This window comes from Streptomyces sp. NPDC055189 (assembly GCF_053606765.1).
In genome coordinates, this window is record NZ_JBSGSG010000090.1 from 1 (window position 1) to 13,422 (window position 13,422).

Annotated in this window: 16 protein-coding genes; all 16 read left to right on the forward strand. The window is 67.0% G+C overall.

Annotated features, from left to right (window positions below):
- Positions 1-99 precede the first annotated feature (99 nt).
- The 16 genes from ACWFR3_RS38680 (at position 100) to ACWFR3_RS38755 (ending at position 13,322) form a co-directional block, all read left to right on the forward strand.
- Positions 100-1,929 (forward strand): recombinase family protein, encoded by a 1,830-nt coding sequence (locus ACWFR3_RS38680; RefSeq protein ID WP_453739420.1) that lies wholly within the window; start codon positions 100-102, stop codon positions 1,927-1,929.
- Positions 1,930-2,006: 77 nt separating this feature from the next.
- Complete coding sequence (locus tag ACWFR3_RS38685; RefSeq protein WP_415956442.1) at positions 2,007-2,252, forward strand: hypothetical protein; 246 nt, start codon at positions 2,007-2,009, stop codon at positions 2,250-2,252.
- A 119-nt stretch (positions 2,253-2,371) separates the two neighbouring features.
- The gene (locus ACWFR3_RS38690) at positions 2,372-2,698 is read left to right on the forward strand and encodes a hypothetical protein (protein WP_415956441.1); all 327 of its coding nucleotides are present in this window, start codon (positions 2,372-2,374) and stop codon (positions 2,696-2,698) included.
- A 650-nt stretch (positions 2,699-3,348) separates the two neighbouring features.
- Positions 3,349-3,687 (forward strand): HNH endonuclease, encoded by a 339-nt coding sequence (locus ACWFR3_RS38695; protein WP_453739389.1) that lies wholly within the window; start codon positions 3,349-3,351, stop codon positions 3,685-3,687.
- A gap of 633 nt (positions 3,688-4,320) precedes the next feature.
- On the forward strand, positions 4,321-4,818 hold the full coding sequence (locus tag ACWFR3_RS38700; RefSeq protein WP_453739390.1) for a phage terminase small subunit P27 family: 498 nt from the start codon (positions 4,321-4,323) through the stop codon (positions 4,816-4,818).
- Positions 4,811-6,496 (forward strand): terminase large subunit, encoded by a 1,686-nt coding sequence (locus tag ACWFR3_RS38705; RefSeq protein WP_453739391.1) that lies wholly within the window; start codon positions 4,811-4,813, stop codon positions 6,494-6,496. Before ACWFR3_RS38700 ends, ACWFR3_RS38705 begins: the two co-directional genes overlap by 8 nt.
- Before the next feature lie 58 nt (positions 6,497-6,554).
- Positions 6,555-7,985: a phage portal protein gene (locus tag ACWFR3_RS38710; RefSeq protein ID WP_453739392.1), complete on the forward strand. Its 1,431-nt coding sequence runs from the start codon at positions 6,555-6,557 to the stop codon at positions 7,983-7,985.
- Positions 7,982-8,962: a VG15 protein gene (locus ACWFR3_RS38715; protein ID WP_453739393.1), complete on the forward strand. Its 981-nt coding sequence runs from the start codon at positions 7,982-7,984 to the stop codon at positions 8,960-8,962. Before ACWFR3_RS38710 ends, ACWFR3_RS38715 begins: the two co-directional genes overlap by 4 nt.
- 11 nt (positions 8,963-8,973) lie before the next feature.
- The gene (locus ACWFR3_RS38720; RefSeq protein WP_415956433.1) at positions 8,974-9,582 is read left to right on the forward strand and encodes a hypothetical protein; all 609 of its coding nucleotides are present in this window, start codon (positions 8,974-8,976) and stop codon (positions 9,580-9,582) included.
- A gap of 89 nt (positions 9,583-9,671) precedes the next feature.
- Complete coding sequence (locus tag ACWFR3_RS38725) at positions 9,672-10,628, forward strand: major capsid protein (RefSeq protein ID WP_415956432.1); 957 nt, start codon at positions 9,672-9,674, stop codon at positions 10,626-10,628.
- Positions 10,629-10,822: 194 nt separating this feature from the next.
- Entirely contained in the window at positions 10,823-11,356 is a 534-nt protein-coding gene (locus ACWFR3_RS38730) for a hypothetical protein (RefSeq protein WP_453739394.1), read from the forward strand.
- Complete coding sequence (locus ACWFR3_RS38735) at positions 11,353-11,697, forward strand: hypothetical protein (protein ID WP_453739395.1); 345 nt, start codon at positions 11,353-11,355, stop codon at positions 11,695-11,697. Before ACWFR3_RS38730 ends, ACWFR3_RS38735 begins: the two co-directional genes overlap by 4 nt.
- Positions 11,694-11,939 (forward strand): hypothetical protein, encoded by a 246-nt coding sequence (locus ACWFR3_RS38740; protein ID WP_415956426.1) that lies wholly within the window; start codon positions 11,694-11,696, stop codon positions 11,937-11,939. Before ACWFR3_RS38735 ends, ACWFR3_RS38740 begins: the two co-directional genes overlap by 4 nt.
- Positions 11,936-12,361, forward strand: coding sequence for a hypothetical protein (locus tag ACWFR3_RS38745; RefSeq protein WP_415956424.1), 426 nt, complete (start codon positions 11,936-11,938; stop codon positions 12,359-12,361). Before ACWFR3_RS38740 ends, ACWFR3_RS38745 begins: the two co-directional genes overlap by 4 nt.
- A 32-nt stretch (positions 12,362-12,393) precedes the next feature.
- Positions 12,394-12,966, forward strand: coding sequence for a phage tail tube protein (locus ACWFR3_RS38750; protein ID WP_415956422.1), 573 nt, complete (start codon positions 12,394-12,396; stop codon positions 12,964-12,966).
- 44 nt (positions 12,967-13,010) lie between these two features.
- On the forward strand, positions 13,011-13,322 hold the full coding sequence (locus ACWFR3_RS38755) for a hypothetical protein (RefSeq protein ID WP_415956420.1): 312 nt from the start codon (positions 13,011-13,013) through the stop codon (positions 13,320-13,322).
- The last annotated feature ends 100 nt before the right edge of the window (positions 13,323-13,422 follow it).

The window sequence follows — 13,422 nt, forward strand, 5'->3', positions numbered from 1 at the left end:
TCTCCCAACACTCCGTTCTAGCGGTTCTGGAGTGTCGGCATGGTGGCATCGGTCCTGGTCAAGCCCCACAACGGGGCACCGTCCGTCCCTACCGAGGGGATGACGACCGGTACAAGAAACCCCCTCGCGGGCACGGTCTACGAAACCGAGACCCTGCGGGGTGTGCGGTGCGTACGCCTGTCCGTCCTCACTGACGAGACCACCAGCCCCGAGCGGCAGCGCGAAGCAGACGACAAGGTTGCGGCAGAACTCAACATCGACTTTGGGACCGGTGACGCGCTCCGCGAAGCCGTGGACCTTGACGTGTCGGCGAGCAAGATTGCGCCGTTCGACCGTCCCGCGCTCGGCGGGTGGCTGGACCGTCCCGAGCTGTACGACGTTCTTGTCTGGTGGCGGTTTGACCGTGCCATCCGGTCCATGAGCGACATGCACGACCTTGCCAAGTGGGCGAAGCAGCACCGAAAGATGTTGGTATTCGCCGAGGGCATCGGCGGGGGCAAGCTCGTCTTTGACTTCCGGAACCCCATGGACCCCATGGCGGAATTCCAAATGATGATGCTCGCCTTTGCCGCACAGGTGGAAGCGCAGAGCATCAAAGACCGCGTCATGGGTGCCATGGCAGCCATTCGCCGGATGCCGCTCCGGTGGCGTGGTGGCGGTCGTCCGCCGTACGGCTACATGCCCGCCCCGATGCCCGCAGAGTTCGGCGGGGTCGGCTGGACGCTCGTACCGGACCCCGATGCCGTCAAGGTCATTGAACGAATCGTTCGTGAGTTGCTGGAAGGCAAGACTGTTTCGGCTATCGCCGTGGGGCTCAACGCAGACGGCGAGCCGAGCCCGCGTGATCACTGGGCCGTGAAGAAGGGGCGGGAGACCGGCGGCAAGACGGGCGGTGTGAAGGGGCTCAAGAAGGACCGGTTCCTGTGGAACCCGGCGGTCATTACGCGGATGCTCCGCAACCCCACGTTGCTCGGCTGGAAGATGCACAGCGGCAAGCCCGTCCGGGACACCGAGGGCAACCCGATCATGGCGACCACAGAGCCGATCATGACCCGCGAGGAGTTCGACCGCATCGGCGCGGTACTGGACGAACGCAGCATCGACACCGGAGACCGCAAGGACACGGACGCGCTTCTACTCCGGGTGATCCACTGCGACGCGTGCGGGGGCCGCATGTACCTGAACAAGCAGGAGAACAAGCAGCGGCCCACGTACAAGTGCAACCCGTACTCGCGCGGGTTCAAGTGCGAGAAGTCCGCGAACATCAGGGGCGATTGGGCGGACGAGTACGTGACCGCCGAGTTCCTGCGGCGGGTCGGCTCCGTCCAGACGACACACGTTGTCGAGATACCCGGCTATGACCCCGAGCCCGAGCTACGCGCCACCCTCGCCGAGTTCAACGAGCACCAGGCACAGCAGGGGCGGCAGAAGTCCAAGCACGCCGCGCGAGCGTGGCAGGAACGGGCGGACGCGTTGGACGCGCGCATTGCCGAGCTGGAGACCCGCGAGAAGCGCGAAGCACAGCGCATCGTGACCCCCACGGGCCGCACGTTCGCGGACGAGTGGGCGGAGAAGGACACCGCGGGTCGGCGAGCCATGCTCAATGAAGCCGGGGTTCGTCTGGACGTACGGCGGGGCACCCGTGGCGGGTGGCGGAAGCTGGACACGTCCCGCGTGGACTTCACCATGTCCGGGGAGCTGGACCCCGCCGCGGAAGGTGTGGCCGTAGCCGCTGCGGACGTGGAAGCGGAGAAGACCGGTACGGACGTTCCCCCGGCACCGGGCAGCGCGGTACGGCTCGCCGAGCCCGCCCCCGTGCACACCCTCGCCGAGTCCGCCCCGGAGCCCGCCCGCGAGCACCCCGAGCCCGCCCCGCTCGCCGAGCTGGTCCCCGAGAGTGTCCCCGAGCTGGTGCCCGCCCTCGCGTGAGCGCGGCGCAGAGTTTCATGTTTCACGTCCTACGGAGTGGCCACACCAGACCGGGGCCGCTCCGTAGGCTCGTGAGCATGGACTCACTGACCGACAACGACGTACGCATGATCCTGCGGCCCCATCGGGACGGGGGACCTATCGCGCGGCTCTACGCCACGGGAGAGATCACCGGGAACACCGTTCCCGCCCTCGGGGTGCTTTCGCTCAAGCTGGACGAGCGGGGCGAGAACGAGACCGCGGAGCGCGTAGCGGACGTGATCAGCTACGCGGACGAAGCCGGCGAGCGTCCGCCGGTCCGCGGGTGGACAGCGAAGGTCTAGCCGCTCCCGCGCCCTCTGACAGCCCCGGCCGGTCCCTGTGACCCGCCGGGGCTTTCGTGCGTCCGCAAGTTCCCGCAACTTCCTAGCGCCGTGGTCACCGTGCCCGCGAGGGTGGCGGCATGACTCGTCTGTTCCGCGCAGTGCACCGCATCGACAGCCACCGAAAGACGCTCGGCGTACCGCCCGAGAGGCGAGAGCGGGAAGAGGGGTACCGGGCCGGGTTGCTCGCCGCTGCGGCTATCAGCCGTGGGGCACCCGCCGAGCGCGGACCCGAGCTGTACGCGGTGTGGCTGCGGAAGCAGGGAACGGCCCTTGCCCCCTGCGACTGCCAACCCTGCACGGTCGTCGGCGAAGCCCTCGCCCGGCTGGAGGCGGACCCCCACGCGTTCGACAAGGATTGGGACGAGCCGAGCCCGCAGCGGGACGACCAGCGGGCGGAGCCATGACGGTATGACGGTTAAAGCTACTTTTTGAATGAACACGAAAAAATAGAGAGAAACCAAAACGGCATCCCAACCGTCATGCCGTCATGGCTCGGTCCGGCGGGAGACCTTCCGTCCCTACCACTTCCGGAGACAGGGACGAGACGAGCACCCGGAGCCCGAGCGGCGCGGGAGACCTTCCGTCCCTACTCCTTCCGGAAGCAAGTACGGCGCGAGGAACCCCCACCCTGATGGGTGCGGGGGACCTTCCGTCCCTACTACTTCCGGGAGAGGGACCAGGGACTACCGCGCACCCCACCGACCCGGAACGGGCGGACCGAGTGCCCGGCCCTCACCCGATGCTCTGCCCGTGCACCACGCACCCGTACGGGGTGGCCGCAGGGGTCGTGAGGCAGAGCGCGGGGAGACCACACCGCCCATCAGTAACCGCCCCTTGACCGGGGGCGCTGAACGGGGTTGCAAGCTCGTGTGGTCTCCCCACCGTGTCCGGACCGGCACCAGCCGGCGAGGACGACGCACGCCCGCTGACCCAACGGCTAGAGGTGCGCCGTAACCAATCGGCAGAGTTCCCCGGTTCGAGTCCGGGGGCGGGCACGCAACGACGAGCGCCAGGACGAAGACCAGGCCGACGACAACCGGGGGGGGGGGGCGACGTGCGCTGTATCGACTGCCCCGAGCCCGCCACCCGCCGGGGCCGCTGCGAGGAACACCACCAGCTCTACGAGAACCGGGCTTCGGTCCGTGCTCGGCGTGCTCGCCGCGCGGTGCTGGTGCGGGTGTTCTCGGGGGCCGCTCGGCTCCGTGCTCTGGTCGGTGCCCGTGGTGGTGCCCGCTGTGCGCGGTGTGGCTCGCTCGTCCTCGCGGGCTCGGTTGACGTGGACCACGTGCAGCCCCTCGCCCGTGGTGGTGAGGACACGGACACCAACGTTCAACCCCTGTGCCGTGACTGCCACTTGGCCAAGACCGGCGAGGACTTCCCGCGCGCCGAGTAGTCCCCGGCTGCCGCTCTATCCCCCCGGTCGGAGGTGATCCCCCATGCCCCGCAGACCCCGCCCCCCTTGTTCAGTCCCCGGCTGCCCGGAGCTAACCGCCCGTGGTGGCCGGTGTCCAACCCATGCGAAGGAAGCGGAAGCGGCGAGGGGCACGACCAAGGCCAAGGGCTACGGCACACGGTGGCAGCGCATCCGAGCGCGCTACCTGTACGCGCATCCGTGGTGCGTGCTGTGCTCTCGCGCTGCGACGGTCGCCGACCACTTCCCCGAGTCGCGCCGTTCGCTGGTCGCTCGGGGCGTCACCGATCCTGACGCGTTCTTCCGTCTGCGTCCGCTGTGCGCGACGTGCCACAACCGCGAGACCGCGAAGCATCAGCCGGGAGGTTGGGCAGCCGAGCGCGTCCAGCCTCGCCGCTCGTGACCCCGACCAGGGGGTGACCCCGCCGCCTGCCCGCAGATGAACGGCAGGGAGGCAAAAAGATCGCGCCGCAGCTACCGCCCTTTGCGCGGGGCTCTGCGCCGGTCCCTGCGTCCCGGTGTTGGCCGGGTTCGTGGCCACCGTCAACCACATGCACAACGGCGTGTCAGCCGTGCCCGCATGACCGACTCACGACCCATGGGAGGGGTGAGGGAATGGCAGACCCGACGCGTAAGACACCGCCGTTGCAGGTGATCCGCGAGGGCAACCCCGGCAAGCGCCCCGTTTCCGAGGGTGTGCGGGTTCCGCCCGCCGAGCTGTCCGAACCGGACTGGACGGACACGTTCGCGGACGTGCCCGGAGATCAGCGCGCGGTGAACGCCCGGTGCCGGGAAGTCGCTTCCCGCGAGTGGCAACGCGTCGTCCCCGTGCTGGAGTTCACGGCCGGTATCGGCACGGTGGACACCGCCACACTTACGGACTACTGCATTTGCGTCGCCCGTATCGACCAGTGCGAACGCGAGATTTCCACGAACGGGATTCTCATGCAGGGCGAGCGCGGATGGCAGAAGAACGGCGCAACCACGATTGTCGGGCAGTACCGCACTCAGCTTGCCCGCTACATCGGAGAACTCGGCTTGTCCCCGTCCGCGCGTGGCCGGCTGACTCCGCCGGACGACCGCGGGGGCGAGGATGACGGGATCTTTGACTGACGTTCTGCCCGTCCCCGTGGACGCGCTGCGGGAACTCGGCTTGTCCGAGGACGACATAGCCGAAGCGCTCGAATCCCGCCCGCTGGTCGTCGCCGCACAGGCCAAGGATGCACCGGGCGCGTATTTCGATGTTCCGTCCGCACGCCGAGCCATCGACGCTATCCAGAGTTTCAAGCACACCAAAGGCCGTTGGGGCTCAACCCGGTTGAAGCTCTCGCCGTGGCAAGTCGTATGGGTGATCGCCCCCGTTTTCGGGTGGCTTGCCCATGACCCCGAGTTGGGGCGCGCGGTGCGGGTCATCCGCTCGGCGTGGATTGAGGTTCCGCGTAAGAACGGCAAGAGCACCCTTAGCAGTGGTATCGGGCTCGTCTTGCTGCTCGCCGATAGAGAGATCGGGGCGGAGGTATACGCGGCTGCTGGCAGCCTGCCACAGGCCGAACGCGTATTTGACGACGCTAAGCGTATGGCGCTCACGTCGCGCGCCGTACGGGGCCGCGTGGAGGTTCTGCGGGGGCTTATCCGAGTCCCGCGGACCGGCGGTATCTTCCGCGCGCTGTCCAAAATCGCCGAGACCGCCCACGGCTTGAACGTGAGCGGCGCGATTGTGGACGAGGTGCACGTTCACAAACGGCGTGACCTTATCGACGCTATCGAGACCGGTACCGGTGCCCGTGATCAACCTTTGGTCATCTACATTACGACCGCTGATGAGGGCACCGAGGGCAGCATTTACGACGAGAAGCACACGTATACGAGGCGGTGCGCGGACGGCATCGTGTCCGACCCTGGTCATTACGGGGTCATCTGGGCTGCCGAAGAATCGGACGACCCTTTCAGCGAGGCGACATGGCGTAAGGCGAATCCCGGTTTGGGTGCGTCGCCCTCGCTCGCCTATATGCGCCGTGAGGCGAACAAGGCACGGAGCACGCCGAGTTACTTCCCTACGTTCTGCCGGTTGTCTCTCAACAGGCGTATGCGGGCCGCTAGTCGGTGGCTGACGCTCACGCTGTGGGACGCGAACAACGGGCCGGTCAATGACAAGAAGTTCCGGTATCGGCGCGCGTGGGGCGGGGTGGACCTGTCCGCGGTGTCCGACCTTTCGGCGTGGGTCCTCGCGGTTGAATCCCGCACGCCCGGTGTCGAGTTGGAACTAGTCGCCCGTTTCTGGTTGCCCGAGGAACGCGCGGACGAGTTGGAACAACAACTACAGGTTCCGATCCGGGCATGGGCAGCCGAGGGGCTGATAACCCTTACCGAGGGCGACGCCATCGACTATGACGCCATCGAAAAACAGATAGTGGCTGACTGTCGCCGGTTGGACGTGCAGCGCATCAGCTATGACCGCATGTTTGCCGGGCAGCTCGTCCAGCGGATTGAAGCCAAGACACGCGGTGTCGATGTGGTGCCCATTGCGCAGACCTATCTAGGCATGTCCCCCGGCTGCAAAGAGCTGGAACGCCTCTTGCGTGAGGGGCGGATACGCCACGGCGGCAATCCGGTGTTGCGCTGGAATGCATCCGTGGTGGAGGTGTACCGGGACGGCAACGACAACATGCGCCCGGTGAAACCGGACCGCGGGAAGTCGTCCGCCCGTATCGACGGTATCGCCGCTGCGGTCATGGCACTTGACGGATACGTACGGCGACCGCTGAAACGTCCTCGCGCATCGAGCGCATAGACCGCCCCGTTCGGGTTCCTGCCGACCGGGGCTTTTTTTTGCCCGGAAAGGGGGGAGCATGGCGGAAACCCCGCTACAGATGACGGTCCGGCTCCGCGCGAAGATCGAGCGGCGGAAGAACTACGCCCGCAAGTGGTCGGACGCCTACGAGGGCAAACGCCCGTTGCTGTTCGCGTCGCCCGAGTTCAACGCGCAAGCCGGCGAACTGTTCAAGGACTTTTCCGATAACTGGTGCGCGACCGTCCCGGACGCCACCGTTGAACGGCTCATGCCGATTGGCTTCCGGCTGGAAGACGGGGCCATTGACCACGCCGCGGGGAAGGCATGGCGCAAGTCCGAATGTGATGTTGAGGTTGGTCTAGCTCTGCTAGAGGCTCTGATCACGGGACGTTCGTACGCCCTGGTCTGGAAGCCCGACGGAATCAACACCGAAATCACTTTTGAGCACGCCGCTAACGCCGTGGTCGAGTACGTGCCCGGCCGTCGTCGGCTCCGCTCGGCGGGGCTCAAGACGTGGCGTGACGGGACGTGGGAGTTCGCCACGCTGTTTACCCCGGACATGGTGTACCGGTGGCAGCGCAAGGGGCGTTCGGAAGTGTGGACGGGCCGCACGGTGGGGCTTCCCCGCGGTGAGCCCTCGCACATCAAGAATCCGCTTGGGGCCGTGCCGCTGGTCGAACTCCCCAACCGTTCCCGGCTGCACGCGTCCCCGCGCTCCGAGCTGGTGACCGTGCTCCCGCTACAGGACGCGGTAAACACCCTGTGGGCGCAGTTGCTCACCGCGTCGGATGACCTCGCGCTACCGGCCCGCGCGGTACTCGGCACGGACCGGCCCGTTCGGGAAATCGTGGACCCCGAATCCGGGGAAGTCGTCGGCGAGGAAGACGAACCGCTTAACCGCTTCCGCTCGGACCGGCTGCTGTGGCTGGAGAAGGACACCGCGCGAATAGCAGAGTTCACCGCCGCTGATCTCGGGAACTACCTCCGGGTTATTGACGCTGCGGTTGAACACATCGCGTCGCAGACCCGCACCCCCGCCACGTACCTAACGGGGCAGCTCACCAATGTAAGTGCGGACGCGTTGGCCGCATCGGAAGCCGGTCTAGTGGCCAAGGTGACCGAGCGGCAACGGCACTTCGGGGCAGCGCTCCGCGAAGTGATGCGGCTGGAAGCTCTGGCAGCCGGCGAGCCCGCACGGGCCGAATCCCTCGCTATCGGCTCTGTCGTCTGGCGTGACCCGCAATTCCGCTCGGACTCCCAATACTCCGATGCGCTGGTCAAGTTGAAGTCCATCGGTGTTCCGGACGAAGCGCTTTGGGAGCGGATTCCCGGAGTCACCCCGGACGAAATCGACCGGTGGAAGCGGATGCGGGACGACCAGGCAACGGCCGTTCTCGGCTCGAACGTCGCCGCGCTGTTCGGCGAGAAGCCCGACCAGGCCGAGCCGGACCAGGGCGACCAGGACGAGCCCGCGGACAACGCGGCATGAGCCGGGTTGCCGAACTGGCAGCCGAGCGGCATTCGTTGATCCGGCAGGTATCCCAAAGCGTCATCACGGCCGTACAAGCCCTGTGGGGCGACGTTCCGCCGAACCGCATTCTCTCGGCATTGCAGGGGGACGCGGGGCGGCAGATCCTCGCCGCGGTGACCGCCGGGCAAATGACCGTGGCGCAGGGGGCGGAAGTCTTTGTCAGTGCCTCGCTGTTGGCGCAGGGTGCCCCGGCTGCCCCGCTCGCCCGGCTGAATCCCGGTGCCCTGGTCGGATTGGCGTCCGACGCCCGCCCGCTCGTCTCGCTGCTGTATCTGCCCGCCATCACAACCGCGCGGTCTCTCGCCCTCGGGGAGAGCGAAGCAACCGCCGCACTGCGGGGCTTGAACCAAATGGCCATGATTACGGGCACGCAGATTGCCGACACCGCCCGCGCGGCAACGTCCATTGCCATGGCAGCACACCCCCGCTGTATCTCGTACGTCCGCGTGGTGAAACTCCCCGCGTGCGCACGGTGCATCATCCTCGCCGGACGGCAGTACAGCTATTCCACCGGCTTCAAACGGCACCCCAAATGCGACTGCGGGATGCAGCCCATGACGGATGAGGAATGGCGCGCGTCGGACAGCCCGGAAGACCTCATACGGCAGATGAGCCCCGAGGAACAACGGAAGCGGCTCGGCGCGGCCGGGGTCAAAGCCCTGGAGAACGGGGCCGACTTGGGGCAGATCGTCAATGCGCGGCGCGGCATGGCCACGGCTGCCACGGGGCGGGGACCGATGCGGGTCACGACCGAGGGCACGACCAAACGCGGCATCGGCGGTAAGGCGCTGAATTCCGGTTTCCAGAAGAACCCCGGAGCCCGGTACGAGCGAGCCAAAGAAGCCCGCTTGATGCCGGAAACCATCTTCAAACTTGCTGGCGATAACCGGGAGCACCAAATAGCGATGCTCCGGAAACACGGCTACATCACATAGGAGGGGCGCGAATGCCCGAGAACCCGAACCCGAACCCGGCCCCGAACGGTCCGGACAAGCCGACCGGCGAGGGCACCCCGGCCCCGACCGGCAACGAGCGCCAGGACGAGCCGACCGGCACGGAGCCCGAGGGCGACCAGGGCGAGCCGTCCGCCGACCTGTCCGCCGAGCGCACCGCCCGAGCTGCCGCGGAGAAGCGCGCCGAGACCGCCGAAGCGGAAGCCGCACGGCTCCGCCGGTCGAACGCTGCGCAGAAGCCGGGCGACCTTGACGCGCTCCGCGAGGAGATCCGCTCCGAGTTCACGGGGCAGCTCGTCCGTGCGGAGATCCGGGCGGCTGCCGCTGGTCGGCTCCGTGACCCCGCGGACGCCCTCGCCCTGGTGGACGTGGCCGGTCTGGTCGGCGAGAGCGGCGACGTGGACACCGCCGCGGTAACTGCCGCGCTGGACAAGCTCGTTGCGGACAAGCCGTACCTTGCGGCCCCGTCGAACGAGGCTCCCGCCCCGGCCCCGGTGTGGGGCGACGTGGGCAGCGGGCAGCGCGGCAGCACCGAGCCGGACCAGGACGAGCCCGCCACGGCGTTTGACCGGCTCCGCAGTGCCTACGGCACCGCCGGCTAGCCCACCCCCGCAGGAACGATCCTGCGACTACTTCCAAGGGTCACACACACCGTGTGCCCCTTTTTTCATGCCCATACGGAGGGGTATTCATGGCGCTTTCGCTCGCCGAGTCCGCAAAGCTCAGCACGACCAATCTTCAGCGCGGAGTCATTGAGACTTTCGTTCAGGAGTCGTCCATTCTGGACCGTATTCCGCTGCTGCCCATTGAGGGCAACGCGTACGCCTACAACGAGGAGGCGAGCCTTCCGGGCGTGGCTTTCCGTGGCGTGAACGAGGGCTACACCGAGTCCACCGGCACGGTAAACCAGAAGTCGGAAAGCCTGGTCATTCTCGGTGGTGACGCGGACGTTGACCGTTTCATTGTCCAGACCCGCGGAAACCTTAACGATCAGAGGGCCGTTCAGACCCGCATGAAGGTCAAGGCGGCGGCTTTCAAGTTCCAGGAGACGTTCTTTAACGGCGATATCAACACGGACGCCAAGTCCTTTGACGGTCTCCGCAAGCGGCTTACCGGTGCGCAGGTCATTTCGGCCGGTGCCGACGGTGCCCCGATTGTGGGCGACGGGGTGAACGACTCCCACGCGTTCTTTGACAAGCTGGACGAGCTTGTTGCCACCGTTCCCGGTCTGACCAGCGCGAACGGCGCGATCTACGCGAACCGCAAGGTGATCAGCAAGATTAAGAGCGCTGCTCGCCGGCTCGGCGGATACGAGATGGTCAACGAGGCGCTTACCGGTAAGTGGGTTCCGACCTACAACGGTATTCCGCTGCTTGACCCCGGCACCACTGCCGCGGGCGCGGACATTCTTCCGCAGACGGAGACGCAGGGCACTGCCGAGGACGCATCGTCCATTTACGCCGTTCGTTTCGGGCAGACCGAGGACGACCAGGCCGTGACCGGTCTCACCAACGGCGGGGTCATGGTCGATGACCTCGGGCAGCTTGAGACCAAGCCCGCTTACCGGACCCGCATCGAATTCTATTGCGGTCTCGCTGTGTTCGGTGGCCGTGCTGCCGCCCGCCTTAACGGCGTTCTCGCCAAGTAGCCGAAAGGGGTAAGGAATTGCCGCCGCGTAAGCGTGCAACGGCGTCCGCCCCGAAGATTCCGCACACGGATTCGTGCAACGCCCCGGCCCGTATGGAGAGCTTCCCGGTTCTCGATGCGGGCGGGGCAGCCCGGACCGTCACGCGGTGTCTGGCGTGCGGCGCACAGACAATCAAGTAAGAGGGGGCGGACGAAATGGAATTGCCCGCCCTCGCCACCGTGGACCAGCTCGGCGCGTGGATGCAGACCGAGCCGGACGAGCTGCCCGAGTCGGCTGCCCTGGTGCTGGACGTGGCGTCCGCCATCGTGCGGCGCGAGGCACGGCAGGCGTTCACCCGCGGGACCAGCTCGGCGACGCTCCACCCGCACGGGGGTTGGGTGGTGCTGCCGCAACGGCCCGTGGTGTCCGTACAGGAGGTGCGCGCGGGCGGGCAGCTCGTCCCCGCCGAGCGGTGGCAGCTCGTCCGGGACCGGCTTCGGCTGACCGACGACCGGCCGGTGACCGTCACCTACACCCACGGCTATACGGCCGTGCCCGGTGACGTGCTCGCGGTCGTGCTCACCCTCGCCGGACGAGTGCTCACGAACCCCGGAGACCTACGGCAAGAGTCCGTGGGCAGCGTGTCCGTGACGTACTCCGCCGAGACCATCGGGGCATCCCTCGCCCCCGCGGACCGGGACCTACTCGCCCGGTACCGCAAGCGCGTTGCGGTGGTGTCGCTGCTGTGAGCGTCCACTACCGCCAAACCGTCGTGGTGGTGCGCGCCCCGTTCCTGGTGGACCGGTACGGCAACACCACGTCGGAACGCGACTGGTCCCGCGCGACCAGGACGACCGTCCGGCGGGTGAGCGTCCAGCCCGACACGTCCACCGAGGACACCGGGGACCGCCCCGTTGTCGTCACCGGGTGGCGACTGGTCACCCGCACCCGCGCCGATGTCGACCTAGCACCGGGGGACCGCGTGGTTGCCCTCGGGCGGTTGCTGGACGTGGACGGGGACGTTGCCCGCTGGACCCTCGCCGGTCGCCACCACCACACCGAAGCCCGGCTAAAGGAGGTGACCGGGTGAGGTTCCGACCGAACCGCAACGGCATCAATTCGTTCATGAAGACCCCGGCCACGGGGGCGGAAGTGCGCCGGATCGCCGAGCGCATCAAGTCGGCTGCCGAGGGAGGCGGGGGCGAGTACCGCACGGACTCGGCGTTGGGCTCCCGCCGTTGGCGTGCTGCCGTGATCGGCAACTACAAGAAGCAGAACGACGCGGAGGGCTCGCGGCGGGATCTGCTGCGGGGCATGGACGGTGCCGATTGAACCGGCCCGCAATCCTCATGCCGGACGCCGTGGCCGTGGTGACGGGCTATCTCCGCTCCGCCCTCGCGGCAGCCGGCGAACCCGTCCCCGTGGTCTCCCGCATCCCCTCGCCCCGGCCCCCGCGGTTCGTGCGCGTCGAACGGCTCGGCGGGCTGCAACAGACCCCGGTATCCGACCGGCCCCGCCTCGACTTCCACGCGTGGGGCGAGACCGAAGCCGACGCGCACGACCTGTGCGCCCTGGTGCGCGCCCTGGTCGGCGTGATCCCCGGTGTCCGGGGCGGGGTGACCGTCTACCGCGTGAACGAGGTGGGCGGCCCGCAGTGGCTCCCGGACCCCGAGTCCGGCCACGCGCGATACGCGTACGCCGCTGAAATCCACATGCGCGGGCGAGTGCTCGGCACCGCCAAACGCGCTTTCTGAATTCCCACACTTTCACCTTTAAGGGGACACCTATGCCTCTGAACGCTAACGCTGTCCGCGTTGCGCTTTCGGGTGCCGCGTACGTCGGCCCGCCGGACACCGAGGGTCCGACCGATTCCACCACCAATTGGCCGGAAGCCGTGACGGATATCGGCTGGATCTCCGACGACGGTATTACCGAGTCCAACAGCGCGGACACCACCGAAATCAAGGGATGGCAGGGCGGGCAGACCGTCCGAAAGGTCATCAGCTCATCCGAGATGACCTTTCAGTTCACCGCCATTGAGACCAGCAAGACCGTTCTTGAGCTGTACCACAAGGGCTCAAAGGTCGTCACCACGTCCGGCAAGTCCGTGCTTGCCATCAAGGCACCCGGGCCGGACCGGCGCTTTTTCGGATTCGACGTGATCGACGGCAACTCTCACGTCCGCATCGTCATCCCGGACGGCGAGGTTTCCGAGACCGGAGACATTACGTACAAGGGTGATGAGGCCATTGCCTACGAGCTGACCATTACGGCTTATCCGGGGCCGGACGGGACCGTTGCCTACAAGTACAGCAACGACCCCGCATGGGCGAGCGCGCCCGAACAGCCCGCCGAGTAAAGCCCCGCAGAAACGTTCCACCTACGCCGTAAGAGGTAAGCATCTTGAGTAGCGCTTTTGACCTTGACGTGTGGGTTGCGGAAGCTCGGCAGGAGCCTTTCCGTTTCACCCTCTCCGGTCTCATATTCACCATGCCCGCAGCGGGAGAACTGGACAAGTCCGTTCTTTCTGCGGTCAACGTCGATAACCCGTCCGCGCGGGACATTGAGTCCCTGCTCAAGGCGGGACTTGGCGACCAGTGGTCCAAGTTCGACGCAATCCCTGTCCCCCTCGCCGCGCTGGGTGAGCTGTTCAGGCAGTGGCAGAAGCACGAGGGTGCCCCGGTGGGGGAATCTCCGGCCTCTGCCGACTCCTGAGTGAGCACGGGGAGGCCATAGAAGCCGATTTGGCGCGCTACTACAGCACCGATATCCGAGACCTTTTCAGACCCGGATCGGGGCTTACGTGGCGTCGCCT